Source organism: Octadecabacter antarcticus 307 (assembly GCF_000155675.2).
GTDB classification, from domain to species: Bacteria; Pseudomonadota; Alphaproteobacteria; order Rhodobacterales; family Rhodobacteraceae; genus Octadecabacter; species Octadecabacter antarcticus.
This window is the reverse complement of sequence record NC_020911.1, coordinates 2,649,984-2,676,914: the sequence shown is the minus strand read 5'-3', so window position 1 is coordinate 2,676,914 and position 26,931 is coordinate 2,649,984. Positions and strand designations below refer to the sequence as shown.

General features: G+C 54.3%; 18 protein-coding genes and 9 pseudogenes. 19 read left to right on the top strand and 8 right to left on the bottom strand.

Going from position 1 to position 26,931, the window contains the following annotated elements; genetic code table 11:
* Positions 1-104: 104 nt before the first annotated feature.
* From OAN307_RS13505 to OAN307_RS26485, 4 genes and pseudogenes are all read left to right on the top strand, one after another.
* Positions 105-947: an arsenate reductase/protein-tyrosine-phosphatase family protein gene (locus OAN307_RS13505; RefSeq protein WP_015500250.1), complete on the top strand. Its 843-nt coding sequence runs from the start codon at positions 105-107 to the stop codon at positions 945-947.
* Positions 948-953: 6 nt separating this feature from the next.
* Positions 954-1,952: an ArsJ-associated glyceraldehyde-3-phosphate dehydrogenase gene (locus OAN307_RS13500; protein ID WP_015500249.1), complete on the top strand. Its 999-nt coding sequence runs from the start codon at positions 954-956 to the stop codon at positions 1,950-1,952.
* On the top strand, positions 1,949-3,208 hold the full coding sequence (gene arsJ / locus OAN307_RS13495; protein WP_015500248.1) for an organoarsenical effux MFS transporter ArsJ: 1,260 nt from the start codon (positions 1,949-1,951) through the stop codon (positions 3,206-3,208). The genes OAN307_RS13500 and arsJ overlap by 4 nt, the downstream gene beginning before the upstream one ends.
* A gap of 213 nt (positions 3,209-3,421) precedes the next feature.
* Positions 3,422-3,892: pseudogene (locus tag OAN307_RS26485) on the top strand (hypothetical protein).
* 102 nt (positions 3,893-3,994) lie between these two features.
* Here OAN307_RS26485 and OAN307_RS13480 read toward each other — a convergent pair.
* Positions 3,995-5,086, bottom strand: a complete 1,092-nt coding sequence (locus OAN307_RS13480; protein ID WP_015500247.1) for a sodium-dependent bicarbonate transport family permease — start codon at positions 5,084-5,086, stop codon at positions 3,995-3,997.
* 96 nt (positions 5,087-5,182) lie between these two features.
* On the opposite strand from OAN307_RS13480, the gene OAN307_RS13475 reads away from it, so the two are divergent.
* The gene (locus OAN307_RS13475; RefSeq protein ID WP_015500246.1) at positions 5,183-6,058 is read left to right on the top strand and encodes a LysR family transcriptional regulator; all 876 of its coding nucleotides are present in this window, start codon (positions 5,183-5,185) and stop codon (positions 6,056-6,058) included.
* Positions 6,059-6,334: 276 nt separating this feature from the next.
* On the opposite strand, the pseudogene OAN307_RS13470 reads toward OAN307_RS13475, so the two are convergent.
* A pseudogene (locus OAN307_RS13470) lies at positions 6,335-6,606 on the bottom strand (transposase); the annotation flags it as partial.
* 135 nt (positions 6,607-6,741) lie between these two features.
* Between OAN307_RS13470 and OAN307_RS31330 the strand changes: the two are divergent.
* A pseudogene (locus OAN307_RS31330) lies at positions 6,742-8,062 on the top strand (IS110 family transposase).
* A 242-nt stretch (positions 8,063-8,304) separates the two neighbouring features.
* On the opposite strand, the pseudogene OAN307_RS30095 reads toward OAN307_RS31330, so the two are convergent.
* Positions 8,305-9,112 (bottom strand): annotated as a pseudogene (locus tag OAN307_RS30095) (transposase); the annotation flags it as partial.
* A 599-nt stretch (positions 9,113-9,711) separates the two neighbouring features.
* Between OAN307_RS30095 and OAN307_RS13445 the strand changes: the two are divergent.
* Together OAN307_RS13445 and OAN307_RS30750 are read left to right on the top strand one after the other, a co-directional pair.
* Entirely contained in the window at positions 9,712-10,911 is a 1,200-nt protein-coding gene (locus OAN307_RS13445) for a hypothetical protein (protein WP_245540845.1), read from the top strand.
* Positions 10,912-11,025: 114 nt separating this feature from the next.
* Positions 11,026-11,157, top strand: coding sequence for a hypothetical protein (locus OAN307_RS30750; RefSeq protein WP_275450608.1), 132 nt, complete (start codon positions 11,026-11,028; stop codon positions 11,155-11,157).
* 30 nt (positions 11,158-11,187) lie between these two features.
* On the opposite strand, the pseudogene OAN307_RS13440 reads toward OAN307_RS30750, so the two are convergent.
* From OAN307_RS13440 to OAN307_RS13425, 3 genes and pseudogenes are all read right to left on the bottom strand, one after another.
* Positions 11,188-12,628 (bottom strand): annotated as a pseudogene (locus OAN307_RS13440) (IS3 family transposase).
* Between the two features lie 79 nt (positions 12,629-12,707).
* Positions 12,708-13,055, bottom strand: coding sequence for a hypothetical protein (locus OAN307_RS13430; protein ID WP_083903007.1), 348 nt, complete (start codon positions 13,053-13,055; stop codon positions 12,708-12,710).
* A gap of 531 nt (positions 13,056-13,586) precedes the next feature.
* Positions 13,587-15,455 carry a dihydroxy-acid dehydratase domain-containing protein gene (locus OAN307_RS13425; protein ID WP_015500242.1) on the bottom strand — a complete coding sequence of 623 codons (1,869 nt, stop codon included), beginning with the start codon at positions 15,453-15,455 and terminating at the stop codon, positions 13,587-13,589.
* A gap of 502 nt (positions 15,456-15,957) precedes the next feature.
* Between OAN307_RS13425 and OAN307_RS13415 the strand changes: the two genes are divergently transcribed.
* The 3 genes and pseudogenes from OAN307_RS13415 (at position 15,958) to OAN307_RS28985 (ending at position 17,419) form a co-directional block, all read left to right on the top strand.
* The gene (locus OAN307_RS13415) at positions 15,958-16,821 is read left to right on the top strand and encodes a DUF6671 family protein (RefSeq protein WP_044043730.1); all 864 of its coding nucleotides are present in this window, start codon (positions 15,958-15,960) and stop codon (positions 16,819-16,821) included.
* A 59-nt stretch (positions 16,822-16,880) separates the two neighbouring features.
* Positions 16,881-16,997: pseudogene (locus OAN307_RS30090) on the top strand (IS6 family transposase); the annotation flags it as partial.
* A 257-nt stretch (positions 16,998-17,254) separates the two neighbouring features.
* Positions 17,255-17,419 (top strand): hypothetical protein, encoded by a 165-nt coding sequence (locus tag OAN307_RS28985; protein ID WP_187292466.1) that lies wholly within the window; start codon positions 17,255-17,257, stop codon positions 17,417-17,419.
* Positions 17,420-17,684: 265 nt separating this feature from the next.
* Here the strand turns inward: OAN307_RS28985 and OAN307_RS28045 are convergent.
* Positions 17,685-18,057, bottom strand: a pseudogene (locus OAN307_RS28045) (integrase core domain-containing protein); the annotation flags it as partial.
* A gap of 216 nt (positions 18,058-18,273) precedes the next feature.
* Between OAN307_RS28045 and OAN307_RS13400 the strand changes: the two are divergent.
* Together OAN307_RS13400 and OAN307_RS26470 are read left to right on the top strand one after the other, a co-directional pair.
* Positions 18,274-19,312 (top strand): annotated as a pseudogene (locus OAN307_RS13400) (transposase).
* Between the two features lie 40 nt (positions 19,313-19,352).
* Positions 19,353-19,676 (top strand): annotated as a pseudogene (locus tag OAN307_RS26470) (hypothetical protein); the annotation flags it as partial.
* Here OAN307_RS26470 and OAN307_RS13395 read toward each other — a convergent pair.
* A complete protein-coding gene (locus OAN307_RS13395) occupies positions 19,597-20,541 on the bottom strand; it encodes a tyrosine-type recombinase/integrase (RefSeq protein WP_015500237.1) in 945 nt (314 codons plus the stop codon). The pseudogene OAN307_RS26470 and the gene OAN307_RS13395 overlap by 80 nt on opposite strands.
* 309 nt (positions 20,542-20,850) lie before the next feature.
* Between OAN307_RS13395 and OAN307_RS13390 the strand changes: the two genes are divergently transcribed.
* The 6 genes from OAN307_RS13390 to OAN307_RS25305 all read left to right on the top strand — a co-directional run bounded on the left by OAN307_RS13390 (position 20,851) and on the right by OAN307_RS25305 (position 26,788).
* Positions 20,851-22,149, top strand: a complete 1,299-nt coding sequence (locus OAN307_RS13390; protein ID WP_015500236.1) for a tyrosine-type recombinase/integrase — start codon at positions 20,851-20,853, stop codon at positions 22,147-22,149.
* 230 nt (positions 22,150-22,379) lie between these two features.
* Positions 22,380-23,120, top strand: coding sequence for a hypothetical protein (locus tag OAN307_RS13385; RefSeq protein WP_044043725.1), 741 nt, complete (start codon positions 22,380-22,382; stop codon positions 23,118-23,120).
* Positions 23,121-23,190: 70 nt separating this feature from the next.
* Positions 23,191-23,379, top strand: a complete 189-nt coding sequence (locus tag OAN307_RS13380) for a helix-turn-helix transcriptional regulator (protein ID WP_044043722.1) — start codon at positions 23,191-23,193, stop codon at positions 23,377-23,379.
* Positions 23,380-23,491: 112 nt separating this feature from the next.
* Positions 23,492-24,001, top strand: coding sequence for a hypothetical protein (locus OAN307_RS13375; RefSeq protein WP_015500234.1), 510 nt, complete (start codon positions 23,492-23,494; stop codon positions 23,999-24,001).
* On the top strand, positions 23,994-25,247 hold the full coding sequence (locus tag OAN307_RS13370; RefSeq protein WP_015500233.1) for a hypothetical protein: 1,254 nt from the start codon (positions 23,994-23,996) through the stop codon (positions 25,245-25,247). Before OAN307_RS13375 ends, OAN307_RS13370 begins: the two co-directional genes overlap by 8 nt.
* Positions 25,244-26,788: a DNA primase family protein gene (locus tag OAN307_RS25305; RefSeq protein WP_015500232.1), complete on the top strand. Its 1,545-nt coding sequence runs from the start codon at positions 25,244-25,246 to the stop codon at positions 26,786-26,788. The genes OAN307_RS13370 and OAN307_RS25305 overlap by 4 nt, the downstream gene beginning before the upstream one ends.
* The last annotated feature ends 143 nt before the right edge of the window (positions 26,789-26,931 follow it).

Below are 26,931 nucleotides of genomic sequence, written 5' to 3'. Positions count from 1 at the left end.
GCCGATCAGGGCCAAACCTTATTATCCACAAGGGCTCGAATTTTTCAAAGGGGGTGTCATGTTTATAGCTTGATCAACGACATTAATTCTAATATTCACGAAGTATGGAATCACTATTCACAGATCGACTCACAACTCTTAGCCATCCCCAACGAATGGCCGTGTTTCGCTTGCTCATGCGGCGCTGCCCCGACGAGTTGCCGGCAGGCGAAATTTCTGAGGTTTTGGACCTTAAAGCCAGCACTGCATCGGTCTACTTGTCAGCTCTGACCCAAACGGGCTTAATCTCCCAGCGGCGAGACGGAACGCGGATGCTCTATGCCGTCAATCTGGACGCTGCCCGCGAGGTTGTCGCGGGACTTTTCCTTGATTGTTGTGGTGGTCGTGCAGACCTTTGCCCGCCCCAACCTCCTGACCTTCTCAGGCGTATCTCTCCTATGACTGGCAAGACATTCAACGTCCTCTTTGTCTGCACCGGTAACTCTGCCCGCTCGATTTTTGCAGAGACCATTCTTCGCGACATGGTGGGTGATAAATTCACAGCCTATTCGGCAGGCACGACACATCGCTCAGAGCTGAACCCTTTTGCGGTCAAAATTCTCAAGTCCAAAGGGCATGATGTGTCCCTTCTGCGTTCCAAGAATATTGAAGAGTTCCACGGCAACGATGCACCGCAGATGGATTTCGTTTTTACCGTATGTGATCGTGCGGCAAATGAAGACTGTCCGACGTGGCCGGGGCAGCCTGTTTCGGGCCATTGGGGTATGCCGGACCCGGTTAAGGCTGGGGGAACTGATGCGGAAAAACGTTTTGCTTTCCACGAGACCTACGGGGCGCTGCACAACCGGATTACCGCATTTGCCGCATTGTCGTTTAAGAATTTGAACCGTGGATCATTGCAAAAACATGTTGATGAGATCGGCAAAGAAACTGCCAAACAGGATTAAAAAACAATGACCACTTATGCTCTTAATGGCCTCGGTCGTATCGGTAAACTTGCATTGCGCCCGCTGTTGGAACGGGGTGCAAAGATCGCTTTTATCAATGACGCTGTGGGTGATCCCGCGATGCATGCACACCTGTTGGAATTTGATTCCATCCACGGGCGTTGGCCAGCGGTGTTTTCGGCGGATGAGGGTTCGATCACCATCGATGGCACCAGTATCCCTGTGACCAGCAGCCGCAATTTAGAAGACCTACCGCTGGAGGGTGTGGACGTGGTGATTGATTGCACCGGTGCGTTCAAGACTGAGGCCAAGTTGGCCACTTATTTTGCGGCGGGCGTGAAAAAGGTCATCGTCTCCGCTCCGGTCAAGGACGGGCCAACGGCCAACATCGTCTATGGGGTCAACGATGACATTTACGACGAAAACACGCATCAGATTGTGACGGCTGCAAGCTGCACGACCAACTGTCTTGCTCCAGTCGTGAAGGTTTTGCTTGAAGGGATCGGCATCAAACACGGGTCAATCACCACGATCCATGATGTGACCAACACACAAACCATTGTGGATCGCCCAGCGAAAGATTTGCGGCGGGCACGTTCGGCGCTGACCAACCTGATACCGACCACCACGGGGTCCGCCACGGCCATTACGCTGATCTATCCCGAACTGACAGGAAAGCTGAACGGCCATGCCGTGCGCGTGCCGCTGCTCAACGCATCCATAACCGACTGCGTGTTTGAAATGGCCCGTGAGACGACTGTGCAAGAGGTCAATGATCTATTCAAGGCCGCGTCTCAGGGGCCGCTGAAAGGTATCCTTGGGTATGAAACGCGCCCTCTCGTCTCGTCAGATTATACGAATGACACCCGCAGCAGCATCATTGATGCGCTCTCAACCATGGTGGTGAACGGAACGCAGCTAAAAGTTTATGCGTGGTACGACAACGAATATGGCTACGCGCACCGCTTGGTTGATGTGGCTTTGATGGTTGGCGGCAAGCTGTGAAACGTTCGCCGGAACGGGCCGCTGGATTTGGGGCATACGTCACCGTAACTGCGGCCTATTGGGCCTTCATGCTGACAGACGGGGCACTGCGGATGCTCGTCCTGCTGCATTTCCACACGCTTGGCTTTTCGCCGGTGCAACTGGCATATCTGTTTGTGCTTTATGAGGTCGCAGGGGTTGTGACCAACCTGTCCGCTGGATGGATCGCGGCCCGGTTTGGTCTGACCGCAACGCTTTATGCCGGGCTTTCCTTGCAGGTTGTGGCGCTCTTGGCATTGGCGCAACTTGATCCTGCTTGGGGCATCACCGCGTCTGTCGTGTTTGTTATGCTGGTGCAGGGGATGTCTGGGGTAGCCAAGGATTTGGCCAAGATGAGCTCCAAGAGTGCCGTCAAAATTCTTGCCCCAACTGACGGTGGGGGACTATTCCGTTGGGTGGCTATGCTGACGGGATCGAAGAACGCTGTAAAAGGCAGCGGTTTCCTGTTGGGCGCGGTGCTGCTGGCTATCTTCGGATTTGTGCCATCGGTGCTGACCATGGCGGCAATCCTCTTTGTGATACTTGTCGGGGTGGTGATTGGCATGCCGACAGGCCTTCCGGTTGGACGCAAAGGTGCGAAATTCTCCGAGGTGTTTTCCAAGAACCGCAATATCAACTGGTTGAGTGCCGCGCGGCTATTCCTGTTTGGGGCACGGGACGTGTGGTTTGTGGTTGGCATCCCGATTTATTTTTATGCGGTGCTGTCGGACGGAAGCACTGAGGGAAACCAGGCTGCATTCTTTATGATTGGGACGTTCATGGCGGCTTGGACTATTTTCTATGGTGTGGTCCAAGGCTTGGCTCCGCGCATATTGAAGGCGGCATCGCGCACAGAGGCGGAGATCCTCGGGCAAGCCAAACGATGGGTCGGTCTGCTCATCATTGTGCCAGCATTGCTTGCTGGTCTGGTCTGGATAGTCCCCGAACCTTCCACGTCGTTGACCATAACAATCGTTCTGGGGCTATTGGTCTTTGGTGGCATATTCGCTGTGAACTCAGCGCTACATTCGTTCCTGATCCTCAGCTTCACGGATGCAAAACGGGTCACGATGGATGTAGGTTTTTACTATATGTCCAACGCGGCAGGACGTCTTATTGGAACAGTCCTGTCCGGTTTCACATACCAGATGGGCGGTCTTCCATTGTGCCTTAGCACTGCCGGGGTCATGATAAGTCTGAGCTGGATAGGGGTGTCACAGTTGAGAGCGCGAGCGTGATACAAGAAATTTTGCGCTGTGCTGAATCTGATATGTTCATAACTGGCTGGAGGCATCAGGCTCAAATCTTTAACATAGAATTAATTATTAGGGCTTCAAATGTCGCCGAGGCACATTCTAAACTGGGTTGCGACGATTACCCTATCGCATCGGCTCTTAAGCACAAATCTGGTTTGGGGTTCATTTATGAATCCAGTGTGGTAGCTGGCTTGCATGAGAAAACCCACGGCGCCGACGTACAAGACTTCGAACTGGACTGCCTTCAATGAGGCGATGAAGCGCCACGGATCACTGACGATCTGGTTCGATCCAGAGATGAACTGGGGCGCCACACCTTCCGTTGCCCGGCAGTGGATAGCACCGGGATCAAGGTCGAGGGTGAAAGTGAGTGGAATGCACGCAAGATTCATCTCGGGATCGACGCGCAAACGTTGGAGGTTCGCGCTGTTGAGGTCACCGGCAGCAACATTGGAGATCCGCCGATGCTAACCCTTCCAGGCATTGAATGCTGTGTGTGAATCTGCTGGGTCAACGGCATCCTCTCGCCAGATTGCTTCGCAATCGCCTGCCGAGCAGCGCATGGAGCGGGACTTTGACCGTCAGGTCGCAGAGGTTCAGGTGCGTAGCGCTGTCCTGAATGGCTACACCGCGCGTGGCATTCCTGTCACAAAATCCGTGGACTGAATCCGCTTGGGAATGGGGAGCCCCGTACATCAGCCGATTTGTGTAACAGAGTCGCTTGAAGCTGCTAGTTCCAGAGCACACTTTTATTTAAATCTACTACCTCTACCATCCGATCAGAGCCTCTGCGAGGGCGATGTACATCGGTATGCTTAAAATCGCGATTGGTGTTCCCAATCCTGTCGATGTTCCGACATAGGCCGAAGGGTTGGCTTCTGGGAGGGCGCCGCGCATTGTCGGCGGACCTGAGATGTCTGAACTGGACGAAGCCATCACGGCCAGCAAAACAACACCACCCGCCGAAAACCCTGTCATCGAATGGGCGATCATACCGACACCAAACCCCAACAGGCCGTGGATAATAGGTGCGGTGATCCCATACAGGATGTAGGCATGTGCTACCTTACGCAATTCTGCAAAGCGCGACCAAGCTTCCATTCCCATAATCAGCATCAGGATTGAAAGAAAGCCGCGGAACAGTGGCTCATAAAAGCTTTTGTAAACTGAATCTGGCTCTGTGAAGATTCCAATCGCAAGGCCGACCAACAACGCTGAAATCGCAGGGCTGCGGAATGTGTCCAAGAGAATGCCACGGATTAGACCGCTTTCGATGGTGCTTGTGTCAACTGAGTATTGCAAAGCAAGGGGCGATAAAGATGGCCCCATTATGTTGGCTGCCCCCGACGGTTGGAGCGAAATTGATGTTGCTATGCGCCGTGCGGATGCCACTTTTGCCATAACAATGGCAGTCACAAGTGCGGCGATATCCATGAATGGATATAGAGCACCAATAAAGCCCTCGTGTGGGATGCCTTCGTCATCAAGTATCGCCATTCCGGCGGCCAGTGTGGATGCGGATACTGCCCCAAAAAGCCCGGCAGTGGCCAAGCCGTCAACCTGTGACACGCCGCGCCATCTTGCGAGGGTCCTGCTACCTAAAATGACAATCGCGATACCGGTCAGGGCGGCACCAATCGCTGGTACCAAAAGGGAGTAAAGATCAGCGTCACGTACGGATATTCCAGCGCCCAATCCAACTTTCAATAAAAGCAGGATAACAATAAATTTATAGACAGGATCGGGCACTTCGAACTTACTGCCAAGAGCGGCTAAAAGCATTCCGCCGATCATAAACGCAAGCGTCGGCTTTTGTAGCTGGTCAACAACAGTGCTGGCGATCGAAATCATAATATCCATTGTGGGCTTCCTTGCTTGTTACCTGAACGCTATAACCACCCACGACATGAAATAAAAATATATCTTTTATATGAATATGTTCTATGAAAAAGAACAATGGAGACTCTAAATTATCATCACTTGCGGTATTTTCGCGAGGTCGCAACCGAGGGGCACCTTGGCCGGACGGCTGCGCGATTAAACATTTCGCAATCGGCAATTTCCATTCAGATCAAACAGCTGGAAGACCGGATTGGCCAAAGCCTTTTTGATCGGGTTGGACGGTCGTTGGTTCTGACTGAAGCTGGGCGGATCGCACTTGATTACGCGGATCGCATTTATTCTACTGGGGACGAGCTACTATCGACGTTGAACCAGACTGGGACAGTTTCAAGACCATTACGTGTTGGAGCCCTGTCTACACTTTCGCGTAACTTTCAGCTTCAGTTTTTACGTCCTTTGATTGCGAACGGCAGTTTTAATATTGCGTTGAAGTCTGGCAACACCAAACTTCTCTTGGAGGATCTGACCACACAGATTCTTGATGTCGTGTTAACGACTGAAGTGCCACACAGTGAAACGGGAGTGTATTTTGCAGCCCAAAAGATCGCTGAGCAGACTGTGGGACTTCATGGCAGGGCTGATTTTATGGTGCAAGAAACGCTGTCAGACTTACTGGAAAACGTTCCATTAATCTTACCAACTGAAAGCGTAATCCGCGCAGGATTCGAAAACCTGATTGTTAAGCTGGGTGTTCAGCCAAATATCGTCGCAAACGTAGATGACATGGCGATGGTACGTCTTCTTGCCCGCGACGGCATTGGCGTAGCGGTTGCGCCCGCCGTAGTGCTTGCAGATGAAATTATAGCCGGATCTGTCGCAACATCTCCGTTTGAGCTGGGGTTTGTCGAGCCTTTTTATGCAGTGACATTACCCAGAAAATTTCCACATCCAGCTCTTGCAGATCTCCTTAACAGGCAGCAGCAGTTGTAGTGCAACTCATTAAAACGCCAATTTGCAAGAACTTGCCATGATGAGGTCTTGATCTAACCAAGCAGCAACGAAGGTGCTGTCAGAGGAAGCTGACTTGAGGTCAGAGGTGGTCTTGTTAATTCGACCGCTTTGCAGCCTTGTTGAGGTGGATCAGGGTTTCATTTCAGGCTGCTAATTTCAGTGGTTCTATTCTGCTAGCATAGGCCTCATCAGGGGTCAAAATTCCGTGGGTCGGATGGTAATCCCCCCATTTTTAATGGGGCTCAGCCGTAGGATTCACGCGGCTGTTTTCAGTTTCATTGCGGGTGTTATGCCGCCGATGCCCATGTTGGGTCTCTCATTGTTGTAAGTCCAGAGCCATTCTGTCGCCTGTTTTTGGGCCTCCTCAATCGTTTCAAAGATGTATTGGCCAGCCATTCGCCGCGAACGGTGCGATTGTAGCGCTCGATATTGGCATTCTGTTGAGGTTTGCCTGGCTGGATGTGTTCAAGCCGAACACCGTGCTTTTCAGCCCATGTCATCAAGGTCCCGCTGATATATTCAGGGCCATAACACCTTCGGAATATCGCTAATTTAAGGCTATGACTGCCTGCGCAGCCCCAAATAACGCAGCAGGTGGTCATAGCCGTGCCTCAGGTCCCTACGGTGGTTTTGTACAAACCACACCGCAAAGGAGACCAACTATGACCGATATCATTATTACACAAACTGCGCCCGTTTTGGTGGCCATCGATATCTCGAAGGCCCGCGACGAAGGTCTCATTGCTATTGCGGACAAGAAGCGCCGCCGTCGTTTGACTGTTCTGAACCAGCTAGACGACTTCAATCGTCTAATCACATCGCTTGCCTGCTACGGCCGCCCTGTCCGTGTAGCTTTTGAAGCAACGGGTAATTATCACCGTGCCTTGGCTTATCATCTTGCCGCAGCAGGTTTTGAGTTGAAGTTGGTGTCATCTGTGGCCCTGGCCAGAACGCGAGAGGCCTTGCACAACAGTTGGGACAAAAACGACCCTAAGGATGCCCAGGTCATTCTTCACATGATGGAGATCGGGAACGAGCAGTTTTATCATGACCCCCTCGTGCGTGGCACTAACGACATCCAAGAGCTTTCCAAAACGCATGACATCGTATCCAAGTCGAAGACCGAGTTGTGGCACCGAGTTGTGGCACCGAGTTTTAACCCATTATCTGCCGCTGTATTTTCCTGAAGCTGATCGTTTCCATCGCAGTTCTCGCAGTTCTCGCAGTGACTGGTTCTTTGCTTTCCTTGAACGTTATCCGTCACCACACTTGATCTCAGCCATGAGCAAGGAGGCATTCATCGCTGACGCTTGGGATGTGGTGGGCCTCAAGGTTGCAAAAGAGCGTTTACTTTCAGATATCTACGAGACTGCCAAAGTATCAGTCGGACTGCCGGTTGCCGCAGATTCCGACGCGATAAGCATGTTCAAAAGGAACGTCAGAGTAGCCCTGCTACAGATCGCCTCGCAGCACACTAAATCAGGTCAAAGGGGGGTGGCCGGATGCCCCGGAACCCCCGGCCGGATCAAATCGGTATGGGTGGCCGGATTGCCCCGGAATACGCAATGCTTTGACAATTTTGGCAGAAGCTGGGGATGTACGGCGCTTTCGTCATCACCGGCAGTTTTCGAAGTTCTGTGGAATGGACCTTGCGACTATGCAATCAGGTACATTCAGAGGGCAAACCAAACTGTCAAAATATGGCAATGCTCGGCTTCGTCGAACGCTTTGGATGGCTGGACAGGTTGCTATTCTGCAGCGCACCAACAGCTTCCGCGACAAGTTCGAGCGCTACATCGCCAAAGACCGTCACAACACCCATTTGCGCCGAAAGGCGTACACCGCAATCGCAGCGAAGATGGCCCGAACCGTTCATGGGATCATCAAGCACGGCGAACCATATCGCCCCTTCTTTGAGGGGTGATCGACAGCAGTAGGACCTTTCTCTGTAAGGGCCGTGGAGGCAGACAACTGACCTCGTAGATAATGTTTAGGCCTTCTGCTCAACGACCCAAAGATCTCGTCTTAAGGACGGTGAGAGCCGCAAAAGCGTACTCTGTGTTTGTTATGGGAGAGACAGTTCGTTGACCAAAATGCCAAACTGAGCAATGCTTCTAACGTGTCGAGACGCCTCGATGCGACAATAACCTGACGCCAATTCAGCTAATCATTCCGCGCATAGGACGTTATCGACACGTATGGTTTGGGGTTTGCCGCGCTCAGCATGATGTGTCCGCGACAAGTACCAGGTTCTCGCGGCTGAAGTCATCGACAACCGTCAGAATACGAAACCGGCGACCGTCAGTCAGCGCGTCAGACACAAAATCTAATGACCATCTCTGGTTAGGACCATCACAGGCAGCACCATCGGCTTCCGCGTGCCCAAAGCGCGCTTTCTACCGCCCCTACGACGCACTTGGAGCTTCTCTTCAGTGTAAATGCGTCTCACCTTTTTGTGGTTCACCGCAAAGCCTTCGCGCGCGATCATCACATGAACACGACGGCAACCAAACCGTCGCCGCTCCCTCGAAACCCGCTTGATGGCATCACGCAACTCAGCGTCATCGCCACGGCGAGACGGATACCGCACCGTTGATCGATCAACTTGCAAGACATCGCACGCCCCCTCTCGGCAGATTGCTTTGCAATCGCCTGCCGGGCAATGGTCGCTGGCTAACCTGATGAGTTTCCATCAAGTGAACCACAGCTTTAAGCTTCCCAACGGGCGTCACCATTTTTTTGAATTGATGTCTCGCAACATTGCATTGTCCCTCGCCTGACAGGGTATTGCGCAGCAATGTCCCGAGAAGGGAGCATCTGTTCCGCTAGCAGCTTCTTTAGCTTCCCGTTCTCGTCTTCCAAGGCCCGCAACCGCTTCGCGTCAGACGGCTCCATGCCTCCATACTTCGATGTGTATTTATAGAACGTCGCTGAACTGATCCCGTGCCGCCGACATACATCAGCAGTCTTCTCACCAGATTCCTGTTCTTTGATAATTGCTATGATCTGTTCGTCTGTAAATCGTGCCTTCATTTGTCCGTCCTTTTGTTGGGCGGACTCTACACAAATCTGGAGGAGTTTTAGGGGCGCAGGTCACGACAACGACGGTGTTGCTCCAGATTTTTCGCTACCCACCTTCAAGGGCCGCAATGCTACTCAACGCAAACTTCTCGCATCAATAAAGCTGCCAGCCCTTGCGACTGGCAAAGGCATATACACGCTCGACGGTGATGATAAGGCGTCGAGGGTATCCCAGGTTTTCGAGTATCAGGGCGATCCGCACGCTTGGGATGACGGGAGAAATCTCATTTGCCATCATCAAAAGGGAAACCGAACCTGCGAGGTATCGTTTAATATTTTCTCGAATGAACATCTCCTCGACGAAATCGACAGGCTGATGACACAGAATGGACTACTTGAAGGGCCAGTCTGTGGGTGTTGTGGCGCTCGGTATCTGGATGCACCGGACGAGTTTATCTTCAATGGAACGCACGGCAAACTCGCGCCCGCGCGTAGAGGGAAGCGGCCGAAGCCTTCTGGATTCCGGATCATTCATAAACCCTGTAAAGGGCAGCCCGGTGCGCGTATCTCCGTTTCCCTGGACCATCAGGCACAAAAGAAGAAGAGCGATAATGGTGCGCCTGCTCAGGGAGTTGGTCAATGGCGCAAGTATCAACGACCTCCAACGCCTTTTGTCGGACCCCGATACGGGCAAGAAATGCGGTGTGAGCCGTATTTACAGTCGTATTTTCTTTTTGGAAAAGATCCTGCTCGCGTTTGAGCGCGCGAAACTGCAAGATTGGAAAGCTAAGGAAGACGCATCCGACCGGTGCAGCCATATGCGCATCGCGCACGATGATGTGGTCATTTCAGTAAACTGGGAAAGTCGGTTTGATCGCCGCCTGACGCCTCTTCACTGCTCGGTCAGCGCAGACATCCGCAGTGGATATGTCTTCCGGATTGATGCCAACTTCGACCCGCGTGTCGATCCTGCTGCTTTCTTCGAAGAGCACTACCTCGATGTTGCCGGCCAGCCCCGCAATATCCGTAAACAATACACCCAGAAGTCTGGCAAGGTCGTGAGCGCCCCATTGCTTCACTTCCAAAGGCCGAGCGGTAGGTTTGATGAGGCCGCGTTCTTTGCCAGCGCCGAGAGTAGCTGGCGGGTTTTTGAGGAAAAGTTGAAGAAGGCCTATGAGGAAGACATTTCTTGCGGCATTGATCTGCCCGATGATGTTCAGCAAGGTCTTTGGGAATCAGGTGCGCGACGCCGGGTTCTCAATGAGATCCGCAACGGATACTTCGGCCTTGTAGATACCAACCGCGATCACCGCGGCAGTTTCAAGGGGGTAGTCGTTAAACAGACCTATACAAAGGCTGCGCACCTTGCGTGCCTGCGAAAGATGCTGCCAGATGGCAAGATTACCCTGGTTGGCGAACAAGAAGCTGCGATGGTGCGAGTTGTCCCTCACATTTTCCGAGACTTGATTAGGGAGGACAAGTTCGAATGGTTTGTGATGTCCTTCGACAAGGAAGCTTCTACGCCAACGAACCAAAGCCGTATCAAAAAATTCGAAAAGGCGTTCGAGGAGTTTGGTGAGATTCAGACGCGGATTGTAGGCGAAGAGCTTCCGAGATGGGAGCTATTGAGACGGTTCTGCGCAGCAGGGCTAATGCCAGCAGTGAAGACTGATAGCCAGGACGCGGTGCATCCTTTTCCGATCGCCAACTTTCAATCTGCCCAGTTCCCACAGTTCTGGGCCAGCTCGCCTGTCCAGCATTACGGTGAGACCGAAAAGACGGTGGGCTTTCCAGTGCTCCGGTCAAAATAGCGAAAGCGTTTGAAATCGGTAGGCTTCGATCAAAAGATAGCTGATGACGATCTAAGGGAGGCGCTCGCTCGTCGTGTGTTGAACACCACAATCCAGCCTGTATGAACCGCTTTTATGAACTCTGTGCGGAGCCGGATCAGTCCAACCGCGCGGGCAGGTGGGCGCGGCAGTCGAAACGGTCCCAGCTACATAAACGGCGCAGTGTACGTCGTCAGGGTTTTTGGCACCAAAGGCGGCTTAAATTAAGAGAGCGTTCGGCTCATCTGGTTGGTTTCATTATGTGGCGTGCAGGCTGTGATGCAAGCGGCGCGCTTCGAGTGTCTTTCGTTTGATCCTTTCCCTTTGTTGTAGAATGGCTTTGTCACGGCCGAAGTAGACGTCAGACGGCGTGACGTTGTTCAGACTCTCGTGGAAGCGCTGGTGGTTGTAGTGATCGACGAATGCTTCAATTTGGGCTTCAAGATCACCTGGCAGGAAGTAGTTTTCCAAGAGGATGCGGTTCTTCAAGGTTTGATGCCATCGCTCGATCTTGCCCTGTGTTTGCGGATGATATGGCGCGCCGCGAGAATGCTTCATGCCTTTCCCTTGCAACCACTCAGCCAGGTCACCGGATACGTAACTGGATCCGTTGTCGCTCAGCAGCCGTGGTTTGTGAACGACGTGAACCTGATCACAGCCGGACGCCTTAAGGGCCAAGTCGAGCGTGTCAGTCACGTCCTCAGCCCGCATATTGGTGCAGAGTTTCCACCCTCTCGGGACATTGCTGCGCAATACCCTGCCGGGCAGCGGAGATGATGTAACGGCTGTAATCGTCTAGGATCGTACTGAGATAGAACCAGCCCCATCCCAGAACCTTGAGATAGGTGAAGTCAGTTTGCCAAAGCTGGTTGATCGCTGTGGTTTTGTCTTTGAACGCACTGGCGGCTTTCATGACGATGAAGGCTGGGCTGGTGATCAGGTCATGCGCCTTCAGCATACGGTATACGGAAGCCTCTGATACGAAGTAGCTTTCCTTATCTGTGAAGGTCACTGCCAGTTCACGCGGTGACAGTTCTGTCTCTTCCAGCGCAAGGTCCACAACCCGACGTCGCACCTCGTCAGGAATACGGTTCCAGACGTGCTTTGGCTTGGGAGATTGGTCTTGCAAGCCAGCCTCACCACGCTGCCAATACCGATCATACCAACGGTAGAATGTGGTGCGTGGAATGCCGAGCTTGGCCAAAGTCAGGCGGGCCGGCAGATGCGACCCCTCGACCAGCTTGATGATCTCCAGCTTCTCTGATGCGGGATACCTCATTCGTGGTCGCCCCCACCGTCGAACATGCTTTTTTTGAGCAAGCGGAGTTCAAGTGTTTGCTCCGCAACGACTTCCTTCAGATCACGTGCTTCACGGCGCAGATCCTTCACCTCGTCGGTTGTGGCGGCGCGGGCGGTATCGCCCGCAAGGCGCTTCTTACCGGCCTCCATAAAGTCCTTGGACCATTTGTAGTAGATGCCTTGGGAGATGCCTTGGGAGATGCCTTCACCCCTCTCGTGCATGTAAACATGCACTGCCGGGCAGTGGACGACACAGCTCGGCAATGCTGTCTTCCCCACGCAGACCGGCTAAGACGATCCTAATCTTCTCTTCAGATGAATAATGCTTGCGGGTCGCCCGTTTGATATCTTTGACGATCTTCTCGCCCGGGCTTTTGCGTGTTCCAGTTGTCTGTCTCATGTCCCACTCCTCTGTGGTTACGATGAGCCAACAACACTCTCTTATCAAATATGCCTATTTGGACCCAGAAGCGCTGACGTCAGACAGTGCGACGCTTTTGTTCGCGCACGTAATAGGTCACCGTCGTTAGGCTGCCTGCATATCCATGTTCGTCGCGCAGACGCTCAAAAATGCGCTTCGACGTGTGCCGCTGCTTTTTGATCAAGGCCTTATCTGTAGGCAGTATCTCGTCGATAACAGCAATATAAGCGTCAAGTGTGGGCCGTTTAGGACGCTCTACCCGCCGATAACCGGGGGGAAGCGCATGCTTCAGCATCTTCGCCATCGTCTTGCGGTCTTTGTTAAAGTGTCGTGCAGCCTCTCGAGCAGACATGCCGTCCTTCAAACAAGCACGGCGCACACGATCATAAATATCCACAGAATACATCTCCCGCCCTCCGATAATACGAAGGACACAAACTGGCGGTATTCTACTCCGCTACAACTGCGATACGCAGCCGCTTCTGTGATCCATTATTGCTCCGCGTTTTACAAAAAGGGTTGTGTGAGGCGAACCCCATGGATTCGAAGATTGTTTCGACTGCCACTACCGCGACATCAAATTGACCCCGTACGCCGGCAAAGACACGATCGCGGCAGGCCTGAATACTCAAACCATATTTAATACATTCGCATCCAGCTCGCACCTCGTGGCATTGTCTGCAACGGCGACGGTAATAAGCTGACCCGGACGCAGTTAGGTACTTGGTATGATGGGTTCGTTTGCGCCGGTTGGTCGACACAATGACCGCCACCTCACGGTCACGCACATTAATGATGGGCCAGACGGGCCAGCGCGCGGTAGGTAGGCGAACGCCTCGGCTTTTTGGAATCTCACGCCGAGACATTCGGTTTCATGAAGGGGCGCTCGCGATGCAATGCCATCGCTTGCCGCAGGTCAGATCAAAACCGCACCGTCTCAGGACCCTTTATCTGTTTCGGGGCGGAACTTGTTGCGCGGCATGAAGCCCGATGCGCTTACCTCGCGCGGGTTGCGGACCCAGACGGTCCGGTTGGGGTGCAGGCCTGCGCCGCGCCGAGCAGGGACAGCCATGTGCCGCGCGCGTTGCAGCAGGCGCGTATCAGCAAGACCGGCGCTTGGGTGGAAGCCGCCGTTGTCTGCTACCACCTTGTCCCAAGCGGCTTTACGAGCATGAAGCGTGGCGGGATCGCTAAGTGCAGCGCAGTTAATCTCGTTGATGTTCAGATCCACTAAAATCTCGTCGCCGTTTTCGACAAATGCGATCGGGCCACCAAGCGCTGCTTCCGGCCCCACATGGCCAATCACAAGACCAATCGAGCCACCAGAAAAACGCGCGTCCGTCATCAGGGCTATGACGATGTCACGCTCGCGGCACAGGGTTGTGATGCGCGCGGTAGGATCGAGCATTTCCGGCATGCCGGGCGCACCGCTTGGTCCCTCGTAGCGAACGATAATCATGTCATTGTCTTGAAACGCCTCGGGCGTCTGGTCGAGCATATCTAAAAGTGCTTGCTGACCATCGAACACGCGCGCCTTGCCCCGGAACAGGTTGTTCTCAAGTCCACCCTCGACGCCAGCCAGCTTCAGGATGGCCGAAAACTCAGGCGACAGGTTGCCACCAAGCATGCGCAAACCACCGGTCGGCTTGTAGGGCGTTTTGACAGGATAGATGACGTCGCCATCAGCAGGCTTGGCGCCAAGGCGCGCCACCTGTTCGGCCAGTGTCTCACCAGTGCAGGTCAGCGTGTCACCATTCAGCAGGCCTGCCTCCAGCAATTCGCGTACGATGATTTGTACGCCACCAACCTCATCGATATCGACCATGGAATACTTGCCATAGGGGCGTGCGTTGGTGAGCACGGGGACAACATGCTGGGAGAGGTTGTTGAACTCCTCGGGGGTAATGATGTCTTTCCAGAAATCGCCAAAGCCGGCGGCGCGGGCGATCTCGGGCGCGTGCAAAAGCGCGTTGGTGGAACCACCGATCGCCAAGGCAACAATTGTGGCATTGCGCAGGCTGTCGCGCCCGACAATATCGCGGGGCTTGAGGTCGTTTTCGATCATTTGCGCAAGCAGCGTGACCAGTTCGGCGGGGAACTCGTTCAGACGGCGCGGGTCATCGGACGGCGGGGCCACCATATGCAGGGGCTGCATGCCCAGCACGCCGATGAAGGTCTGCATTGTGTTATAGGTGAACATGCCACCGCAGCTGCCAAAGCCAGGGCAGGCGTGGCAGGCGATATGGTCGCGGTATTCAGGGTCTGGATGACCGGCGACCTGAAAGGCGCTGACGATATCAAGCTTTTCACCAGTCTCGGGGTCGGTGCCGGGGCGGATCGGACCATCCGACATAATGATGCTGGGCAGATTGTGCTCCAGCATGGCCGAAAGCGTGCCGACAGGCGGCTTGTCGCAAGCAACCACGGCAATCGTGCCCGCAAGGCCCGTGGCGCTAAAGTGTTCACACAGGGCATCGTGCGTCACCTCGCGGCCAATCAGCGAATAGCGCATCTCAGGCGTGCCGTTGCGCATGCCGTCCGAGGTTGCAATCGTGTATTCCGGCTGCACGAGGCGATATTTCAACTGGCCCGGCTTGGTGCCGATGCGGGTCTTTAGCGCCTGGTGGATCGCCTCGACCTTGGTGGCCACGCCCAGATAGCACTGGCTGTCGCCTTTGGTGCCAACCACGCCCACCGACGGCTCGTGGATAAGGGCTGGGTCGGTCCCGATCTCAAGGGCAAGGCCGATAGTCTGGGTCGAGCGGCCGGGATGCTTGTCAATCAGGACGGCGTTTGGATTGGTCAAGGTGGTCTCTTTTCAGTTGCTGGGCTGGGGACGTGGGAAACTGTGCTAAATTTAATTGTTACTTAGATGGTGAAAGTTGTGAAAGTAAAGATCGTCAGTCAATGTTGCGAATTTTGGTCGCAGCAGGTGACCAGCCAAGTCGAGGTAGGGGCTTTGACTGCCTCGGTGTTGCAGCCTGTTTGGGAACAGATCGTTCCGCAAAAAAATTGCAGGTACTTGGTTACGAACGCTGGTTCAAAAGTGTCCGCCCTTCGCGCGTTAGTGAGAACCAGTGATAGCTGAGTTAAAACCGCTCCTTACGAGGCGAGATGCGTCACTCAGACCGGAGGCGTGGAGCTTCTTTCGTGACATATTATTTCCAATCTAATTACTATGCGTCAAACAGGTGCGCGAGGATACTTATGTCTCCATCACATTTTTGCGAGGGCAGGGCCGGTTTGTATACCGTGAACGGTGCTGCAGACCGGTTTGCCGACCAATGCCATAGCTGGACATTGGTCGCATGACGGAACGCAAAAAACCATTCGCAGGGCGTTGTGCAGTGCTTTCGAGCATGCACGGTAAAGAACAAGCAATCGGGCCAGTGTTCTTGGCCAACTTGAATTTGATCGTCACGCCAGCGAACGGCATCGACACAGACGCGCTTGGAACATTCTCCGGCGAAATTCCTCGCTGTGGCACTATGCTCGAAGTGGCCGTGGCGAAGGCGCGCATCGGCATGGATATCTCGGGGCTTCCCTTTGGAATAGCAAGTGAGGGCAGCTTTGGGCCGCATCCGCTTTTCCCGATTATGCCGGGAGGCTTTGAATTGATGGTATTCGTGGATGATGAACGGGGTACGGTGATCCATGAAAGCCTTGTGATCGACGACACGAACTTTGCGCATCTGGTGACGGCACCGAAGGACTCGATATCGAAATTCCTCTCTCAGGTGGGGTTTCCGTCGCATGGCTTGATGGTGTGTCCGAACCTTGGCAATTCTGCTGCAGCAATTGTTAAAGGAATAGTCGATCTGCCCAGCGTCGAATCCGCTATCGCTGGGGCCGCGGCACTTTCTGGCGATGGCCGCGCGCGCGTTGAAACTGACATGCGGGCGCACCTGAACCCGACCCGCATGAAAAACCTGTCTGGCCTTGCGACACGACTTTCTGACCGCTTGTTGCACGGTTGTCCGTCCTGCGCAGCCCCGGGGTGGGGGCGCGTCAAAATGATCCGAGGTTTGCCATGCGAGATTTGCGACACAACAACTGAAAGCGTTATGTTAGAAGTCTTCGGTTGTGTTGCCTGCCCGCACCACGAAGAACGGCCTCGTGCTGACGGTCTTATCCAAGCAGAATCTGTGCATTGTCCGGCCTGTAATCCTTAAGGCAGCGCTGTCAGAGGAAACTGACTTGAGGCGGGCAGGGGCCGATTTAGCCTCGTAGACTGATGAAGCGCTGTCTTTTCCGTTTCTTCAAGACGTCACCTGAAATCATCCGCTTGGCTGCGATGATGGATGTCTGGTTTCCGCTTTCACTTCGACATGTGGAGGAACTGTTGCACGCCCTGTGTCAGGGATGTTGTTGTCCTCTCGACTTGATAGCGTGATATTAGTTTTTCACTTTACCCACTCGGGGATCAGTAGGGCTAGCTGCATCAAAAGAATTTTGCTGATTATTTTTTGTCATAAGTGGAGCTATCGACAGAACGAATAAAACAATGATTGTTGTTAGTCTGGCCTGCGCTGGGGCTGCTGTGATGGCCAAGCTCAAAGGAAGTAACTATTGTAAATTTTGTAAAAAATGTCGAGGAATGAACCTATGAGAGACTTAATTGCAGACTTTGCATTGTCGATTGCCGCACTGCCTGCAACGGCGCAAGACTTAGCCGACCTGCCTACCCGCAAACTTTTGGCTGAGATTGCACATCCAAACGGCCTTAGTTCGCCCTTTGAATTGAGTAGCGCCAAGATTCGTCAATATTAGACACATTCACCTAAGTAGCAGTCTGTCGCGGGATGAATGTTGATGAGTTCAAAGATTTTGGTGCTTCGGCAGATGAAGTGTTTTTACAGATTTTCTGTGAACCAATGATATCTACCTTTTCAGGTCGTACTTTCGTTGTCTTTATCTAACATTATCAACCGTGAATTTGTCCTTATGAACCTAGTACAGGCTGTACGTCGTCAGGGTTTTTGGCACCAAAGGCGGCTTAAATTAAGAGAGCGTTCGGCTCATCTGGTTGGTTTCATTATGTGGCGTGCAGGCTGTGATGCAAGCGGCGCGCTTCGAGTGTCTTTCGTTTGATCCTTTCCCTTTGTTGTAGAATGGCTTTGTCACGGCCGAAGTAGACGTCAGACGTCAGACGGCGTGACGTTGTTCAGACTCTCGTGGAAGCGCTGGTGGTTGTAGTGATCGACGAATGCTTCAATTTGGGCTTCAAGATCACCTGGCAGGAAGTAGTTTTCCAAGAGGATGCGGTTCTTCAAGGTTTGATGCCATCGCTCGATCTTGCCCTGTGTTTGCGGATGATATGGCGCGCCGCGAGAATGCTTCATGCCTTTCCCTTGCAACCACTCAGCCAGGTCACCGGATACGTAACTGGATCCGTTCGCATTCATCAGTGTCGTTGTCTGTGCGCGCTTGCTGTAATTTCTTTGGTGCACATCTTTGCTTTCATGACCGACGATGTCTCGAATTACCTTTTCGGTGATGCCTGGACACTCTTCGAGAGTATTCTCAACATAATGTCGGAGGCTTTGAAACGATAGGTGATCCCCCCCAAATTGTTGGCATTCAAAACTCAAATTTTCTCGGCAAGATATCTGAGGAGATTTTTGATGAAGATAGCGCGATTTAGCGACGCACAGGTCATGGGCATTTTGAAGCAGGCGGAGGGCGGTACGCCGGTCTCTGAGCTGTGTCGGGAGCTTGGGATGAGCAGCGCCAGTTTTTACAAGTGGCGTGCCAAGTTCGGCGGCATGGATGCGTCCTTGATCACCGAGATGAAGGACATGGCCGAGCAAAACCGCCGTCTCAAGAGGATGTATGCTGAGATGAGTATGTCCGAGACGTTCTTCTGAAGGAGGCGCTCGGAAAAAAGCGATAAGGCCGTCTCGCCGACGATACCCTCTCGGTGAATGTGCCATTCACCTGCCGGCCAGTGGATGGCCATGAATGCAGTCATGCAGCGGGGCACAAGTATCGCACTTGCCTGCCGCACCTTCCAAATTAGCGAGACCTGCTATCGGTACAGCCCGATCTTGAGTGATGAGAACGAGGAGATTGCAGATTGGCTGGAACGCCTGGCCGTGCCTGACGCGCCAAACGATACTTGGTCTATCACTGCCCTCTCATTGATTGCTTTGCAATCAATGAGAGGGGGTTTCATGGCGGATCAGCTTGCAGACGGCAGATCGATCCGAACTCTTAACGTCTTGGATAACTTCAATCGTGAAGGCTTGTGCATCGACGTGGACGTCTCGCTGCCCGCAGAACGCGTCGTCCGGAGCCTGAACCAAATCATCGATCGGCGCGGCAAACCCCAAACCATACGTGTCCCTTCTCATTGATTGCTTTGCAATCAACTGTCAGGCAACGGACAGTGGCCCAGAATACATCAATGGGACCATGATGACATGGGCCGAGAAACACGGCGTTTGGCTTGAACATATCCAACCAGGCAAACCTCAGCAGAACGCCTATATCCAGCGCTACAATCGAGCCATTCGCGGCGAATGGCTGAGCCAATACATCTTTGAAACCATCGAGGAGGCACAAGAACAAGCAACTGAATGGCTCTGGACTTACAACAATGAGAGACCCAACATGGGCATCGGCGGCATAACACCCGCAATGAAACTGAAAACAGCCGCGTGAATTCTACGGCCGAGCCCCATTAAAAATGGGGGGATTACCGTGTGACGCGCCTGCGGAATATGGGCGGCCAAAGACTTTGTATAATCGTTGGAAGCGCTGGAGTGACATGGGCGTGTTCGCCCGGATCATGATGGGGCTGGCAGAACAGGCCCCAGATAATAAGACAATCTCGATCCGCTCTCATCGAGACTGTGTTTCGACTGCCGGGCAGTGGATGCAACCTACCTCAAGGCACATCGCACGGCTTCCAGCCTGAGGCTAAAAAGGGGGTGTGGGCGCCTGTTTCACTGCCCGGCAGGGTATTGCGCAGCAATGTCGCGAGAGGGGGCTAACCAAGGGCGGCATGAACACCAAACTGCACGCGACAACAGCGGATGTCCCGTCCGCTTCTTTATCACGCGGTGTTCTTCGCCCGTCTTCATCCGCTCAGCCGGACAGGTCCACAATCGCGCTTCGAAGTCGATTTCTTCCCAGCGCATCCCTAAGACTTCGCTTGTCCGTGATCCGGTCAGGCACGTAAACCGCAAGGCGTTGGCTGACATTGCGTTGCGGGATTTAAGGTCCGCATAGAACGCAGGCACATCTTGCCAGCGCATCGCCTTGTGGTGTTTGGGCTTAGCCTTCACCTTGGGAAGGGCTTGGGCATCCTTAATCGCCGTGACGGGGTTCTCGCCGGACCTGAACCCCTTAGACCGTGCCACATCCAAAACCGTTTTAATCCGTTGCGCCAACCGCCGCGCCGTTTCATGCTTTTCTGTCCAGATTGGCGACAGGCACATCATCACCTCGGGTTGGTTGATGCTGTCGATTGGCATTCGCCCGATCTTGGGAAAGGCATAATCCCGCAGTGGGTTGATCCACTGCTGGCCATGTTTGGCATTTTTCCACGTCGGCATCCGCTCAATATGGACTTGCTGTGCGAACTCTTCAAAGGTTGGAACTTCACGCTGAACGTTGAAACGCGGGTTAAGCCCTTGCTTCGCCATCCGGCGATATTCCAGCGCACGGTCGCGGACTTGGTTGATCGTGACAATATCCGCGCCACCCAAACCAAAATCAGTCCGCAACGGCCCGCCCTGTTTATTCTTCTGCCCCTTCACGACAACGTGCACGATCCAGCGCCGCGCACCGGACGGGTCCACCACCAGATACAACCCGCCGCCATCGCCATGCCGCCCCGCGCCAAGGTTCTCGACCAGCCTCTTTGTCAGTTTGCCAGATAGGGCCATCTATAAAATACCACATTCCATACCACTCAGGGAAAGAAAATAGACGTAACCGAAGAAAACTCAAGGCAATCCGAAAAGTGCACTTGAGCCATGTATATATAGTAAAAAGGCCGACCAAGGCGACCCGTTCAAACTAACAGTAATGGTATATTGGCGGAGAGACAGGCAGCCATGCTCAGCTCCCATAGGTTCCCAAGAGTACCAAAAGTATCAATTATATCATATACATCGTACGATAGCTCGTCCCAAGTGGGCTTGTGAAATCCCATGCATTCCTCTACTCTGTGGGGGACAGCGAGGGGGACAGGTATGTCAGGCGCAAGCATCAATCCAAGGATAGGGAAGTCGCTTAGTGCAGCTTTCGTACGCACGGTTCGCGACCCAGGAAAGTACCACGACGGTGGTGGACTTGGTTTGATGCTGCGCGTCGAACCGTCCGGAAGCCGCCGCTGGGTGCAGCGCATCGTCATCTCGGGGCGGCGGCGAGAGATTGGCCTAGGCACGCCGCCGGTTGTGACCCTAGCAGCTGCGCGCGAAGCGGCGCTGGATAACATGCGCACGGTGCAAGCCGGTAACGACCCTGTTGCCATTCGCCGCAACGCGCGGACTTTCTTGACCTTTGCCACCGCGGCTGAACACGCCATTGCCGCCAAATCGTCGGAGTTCCGTTCAGACAAACATCGCAAACAATGGCGCAGCACGCTAGATACCTACGCCTTGCCAATTCTTGGCGCGCTCCCCGTTGGAAAGGTTAACACGGCGGATGTGCTACGCGTTCTGGAACCAATTTGGACCGAGAAGACGGAAACTGCTTCACGCCTACGTGGGCGGATCGAAGCCATTCTCTCTTGGGCTACGGCAGCCGGACATCGGGAAGGCGAGAACGCGGCGCGCTGGAAAGGTAATTTGTCGGAGATGCTCCCAAAACCTCAGCGCGTCGCCAAAACGGTTCATCACCCAGCATTGGCGAGTTCTGATGTCTCAGTCTGGTATGCGGCACTGCGCGGTCGCGACGGAGTGGCGGCACGTGCGCTTGAATTTCTGGCCCTGACCGCGGCTCGTTCAGGTGAGGTGCGTGGCATGACTTGGGCGGAAGTTGATCTGACGACAGGCGTCTGGACCGTACCTGCCGACCGCATGAAGGCGAGCCGTGAGCATCGTGTTCCACTTTCCGCACCCGCGTTTTCATTATTGGAGAGCATGGCGGTGGCCCCCGACGCCGATCCCACTGACTGTGGTCGCCCCGTATTCAGCGCCCCCCGAGGTGGTGTTCTCTCCGATATGTCGCTCTCCGCCGTCATGCGGCGGATGCAGCAGGCAGAAATTGATGTCGGGTGCGCCGGATGGTTAGATCGCGCGTCCGGCCGTCCTGCGGTGCCCCACGGTCTGCGCTCGACATTTCGTGACTGGACAGCAGAGTGCGGCTATCCGCGTGATATGGCGGAAATGGCGCTTGCTCACGATGTGGGCAGTGCTGTGGAACGCGCCTACCGGCGCTCTGACATGCTAGAGCGGCGTCGCGCTATGATGGCGGCGTGGTCGGATTTTCTCGACGGACGTGTCGAGACGGGTGATGTCGTGTCGTTCGCGGTAAGAGAAAGTGTCTGATGGGGCGGCGAGGAAGACCTGCCAAACCGGTTGGGCCGTCTCCAACCTCTCCATCTGCTAAGGCTTCGCCAGAACTTAAGGAAGAGTGGCGCGCACGCAAAGCCGCACTGGTTGATATACTATTAAATGTCGCCGAAGATCGTGCCGCACATGCTCTTGCACGGAAATACTGGCCTTTCTACTGGCCTGGCGAACAGGGTCGGCCACTACGTTTCAATGACAATCAATGCATGGTGCAGTGTAAGGCATCGAAGGAGGCTGTCGAGCACTGGCTGCGCACTCAAGAACGTCACTTAGAATGGCGTCTGGAGCTGGCAACTGGTTATTGCCCGCGGGATCTATCCACATACCGCACAGCAGGGGACTTTCGCGATGAAATGCGTAGGTACGGGGAAGCTCATGCTGGTATCGCCAAGCATTTGCGAGCGTTTCAAGCTGCCCCCAGCAGTAATATGTTACGCGCGGATGCAAAAAAGGCGTCGGAGCGGTTATATAAGAATGAAGGGAAAGAGGCAGACAGCCTCGTAACGGATGCCCTGAACGATATTGCTTTCATGGCTGAGGACTGCGAGCGCGTCGCACGCGAGGTGGTAGATTTTCTTGACGAAAGGCCTGCCCAAGGCCGTTCAGGCAAAAACCTCGCAGCAATCGAAGTCGCATACCTAGTCGCGGCGTATTTCGATGCTGCCCGTGTCGCTGCAGAAGCAATCAACGACCGGAAGGCGGCAGAAAAACTCATAGTGAAGCTTGCGCGAAAGCCAGTCAAAGGGACGCGGCGCGGTGTCGCCGACGATGTGATAAACTACGTACCGGATAACTTATATTGCTGCGCTGTTGAAGCAGCTTTGGGAGCGCTGGGAGTGTCGCAGCAAGAGGTTGGCGACAATGGTTGGCGATCAGCTGTGGAGTACGTGTGTGCTCATCCAAGATTGCACTTTGGCAATAAAAACAATGACTTAATTTTATCCTGAATTCTGGTTGAGTTCTAAGAAGCCCTTTCCGGGACTTTGTGGAGGCAAGCCATCACAAAGGAATGGAAAAATGGTTGAACAACTGTTGAAACGTCGGGTCGTAGAGGAAATGACCGGGTTCTCGCGAACCACGATCTATCGCCTCATGGCCGAGGGTAGATTTCCACGACCGCTGCGCACCGGTGAGAATAGCGTCCGGTGGCGCATGAGCGATCTTCAAAAATGGATGGATGCGTTAGCCGAAACTTCGGTGGCGTGAAACGCACGCCGCGATAACGGCGCGCGCTTCGACATCTTGATGCGTTTTGGATACCGCATAATCAAGATAGCCGACACGCGCCTCCCGAGCAAGCAATTGAATGGAGGCCAAAATGGTCAACTCGACGAACGGAACGCCGCGTCAGCGGTACATGAACAGTAAACAGCGTGCCACGCTGACTTCGCCTGAACCCTTGTTGCGCCCCGGTCCGGGTGCGCCCTCTGCGGCGAATTTGAAGGGAACCATCGCCACTCTGTATAGGGCCGCCGCCGCTACAGAAATGAGCGATGAATACGCTGATCGTCTAGCAAAGGGATGCCTAGGCCATGGGCAACGTTTAGATTTGCTGCGCGCCACGTTGGTATTGGTGTTCAAAAACGCCGATGCAGACACTGTCTGGGATGCCGGGGAGTACATCCTCGTGCCCCTCCTCATCGGGCTGTGCGAGGGGCAGCACGAAACCGGCAACGTCATAGGGACTGGAATGGGCGGTTCAGATGGGCGTGAACATCTGCTCGAACTTACGCGTGACGAAGGGGAACCGCTCCAAAGGATCATCGAAGCGATCGCCCGCCACTGCCCTCAGATTTTGTATGGTCACCCGGAGAGCAGCAATGAATAAGTCAGTGAAAACAAATTTGAGAGGTCAGTACAATCCGTTCGTGCAGCCAATGGTAACTGGGCACGGCGTGCACGGAGGGCCAAATGGCTCGATCGCCTATGACGACCTCGTCTATGAGGCTACCCGCCTCACAGACGACAAGGAGCGGGTAGCCTGGGCTGGCGTCCCTAAGGAGCAAGCTCGATGGTTCATGTCATCCACGCTTCCATCACGCCAAAGCGCTGATCAGGTTTCAGACGGAGAATTCGTGGCGCTGGTCGTCGATATCGACGGCGGCAGGGCAACATTCAACGAGGTGGAGCGCGCGGTATTGGCAACGACGGGCGGCGCTGTGGCGCTGGTCTACTCGACCAAGAGCGCGACCTTTGCCATGCCGCGCTGGCGCGTCGTCATCCCGCTAGAGCGATCGCTCTCGGGCGCGGATTATGCTGACACCGCACAAGCTTTCTACGTCCGGATACGTGAGGCAAGCGAGGGGCGGATCGATCCCGACAACGCTGGGGCGCGGCCAGGCCAGATTTCTTTTCTGCCGAATGCGCCTAGCGGCGACCCTGATGGAGACGACTATCTAGCTTTTGCAGCTGAAATCGGTGAGGACCCCGATCTTGCACTCGATTTGACGGACGATCATCCAATTGTTCAGCTGCGGGAGGCAAAACGTCTTGAAAAGCAATATGAGGCTGAAGCCGCAGCTGAACGGGCGAAGCGTCGGCGTGGAGGCGGATCGACATTGATAACCCGCTTCAACGCCCATCACAGCGTTGATGAACTTCTCAGCCGTTACGGATATGAGCAGGCAGAGGATGCTTCTGGGCGCTGGCCAAAAGATCATTGGCGTTCACCATACCAAACATCCGGCAGTTTTGCGACACGCGTCTATCGCGATGATGACGAAGGTGGCGAGACCTGGGTCAGCCTATCGGGAAGTGACGCCAAACGCGGGCTTGGGGCCAAGAGCGCCAACGGGGGGGCGCGCTACGGCGATGCCTTCGACCTTTTCGTGCACTTCTCCCACGGGGGCGACAATGGCGCCGCACTCAAAGCCTGGAAGATACAGTGTGACGACAAACGAAACATCGAGGTCGGACATGGTCTGGCACGCAGACGGGAGCAGCTCGTCAAGCATCACGATCGGCTACGCGCGCTCGGTAGGGAGCCCTCTGGCGTGAAAGCCAAAGACACGAGCGGCATTCTTAAAACATTACGTGGTCTTGGCCGACGCGGAGATGAGGAGACAAGAAAATGAGAGACCTTGAGCACATGGAGGAGCGGCTTGCCGCGTTAGCGGATGTGGAAGCCGACGACACGAGCCTTGCGCTGGCGTGGATTGCCACTGAAGGGGGTGGTGACGATGAAGAGGACGCTGAGATCTTGCGCTCCAACGACGGTTTAATCCGACGCTTTGACCGTTTGACGGGCATGTGGTGCGTACTTGACAAAACCGACACGCTTCAGCGCGTCTCAGAATTCCTGTGCGAGGTTGGTGATGCCAAGTTGGAAGCGGTCGAGGCTAGGTTTCGCCAAGGTGAAATCGAAAAGAAGGATCGTCTCGCGGCAAAGAAACTATATGCGAACCTACGCTCGACTACGCGTCGCACGGCTGTCTGGCAAACGGCGGTGGTTAACATGGACGCCGCCGAGGTCGACGACTTCGACGCGAACCCAGAACTGCTGGGCACGCCGGGCGGTGTGATTGATCTGCGAACCGGCGAGGTCAGGTCAGCTACCGTGGGTGATAAGGTCACGCAATCGACGGACGTTGCACCAGCGCAGGCGGGTGCATCTGCTTCTAGATGGTTAGAGTTTCTGTCGCAGGTTTTCGAGGGCGATAAAGAGACATTGGAATTTATCGAGCGCCTTGTCGGAAGTGCACTAGTGGGCAACGTTTCTGCGCAGAAATTCTTTGTGCTTTACGGTCGCGGTTCGAACGGCAAATCGGTGCTGCGCGATGTCGTCAGCTGTCTGGTTGGGTCGTATGCTGGCACGGCATCGGCGAAGGTCTTTATGCAAAGTCATTCCGATCGTCATCCCACAGAAATTGCGTCGTTGGCAGGCAAGCGGGTCGTGATGGCGAGCGAAGTGCCCGCGGGGCGCTCATGGAATGACGCGCTTTTGAAGGAACTAACTGGCGGTGAGAAGATGACCACGCGGTGGGTGCACCAGAACGAGTTTTCGTTCACGCCCCGTGGCACGCTGATTTTCACAGCAAATACGTTGCCATCGTTCACTGGAGCGCAGGAGGCCATGCTGCGCCGTATTGTAATCATCGAATTCAAACGGAACTTCACGGAGGATGAGCAAGACCCAAACCTGGTCGCTGACCTGATTTCGACAGAGGGGTCTGCAATCCTACGTTGGGCGATTGACGGCGCGCGTAAATTTTTGGCCGATGGTGGTGGCGTAAGGGGGCTTCGAATTCCTCAGTCGATCACTGACGCTACGAGGACGTATTTCGAAGAGGAGGACATCGTTCTTCAGTTCCTCATCGATGCACAGGGTAGTGCAGCAACCTCGATTGATTGGTCGCCCGGTGCGTTCGTCTCGTGCAGTCAATTGTTCGACGAATTTAGACGCTGGGCAGAAAGCAAAGGCCACAAGTCGTGGTCTGTGCGCACGCTTTCCAAAGTAATTCGTGAGAACGCGGAGCGTTACGAGTTGTCGGATGTACGCACTAAAGCGGCGCGCGGATTTCGAGTTGAGCGTCGCTTGACGGAACCGCCGACGGGGGCGAACAGCAAGTTCGCTAAGCACGTCGCCATCAAGCGTCGCCGTGCGGTGAAAAAGTAGACTGGGAAAAGGTGACTGAAGGGGTGACGAACAGGTGACAAAGAGCGTGAAAAGGTGACTGAGGCGTGCACCAAGAGGCTGCGGCCGCCATGCGCGGTGCAGCGCCAACGGAGGGGGCAAGCGCCAACGGTGGGCTTCCGTCA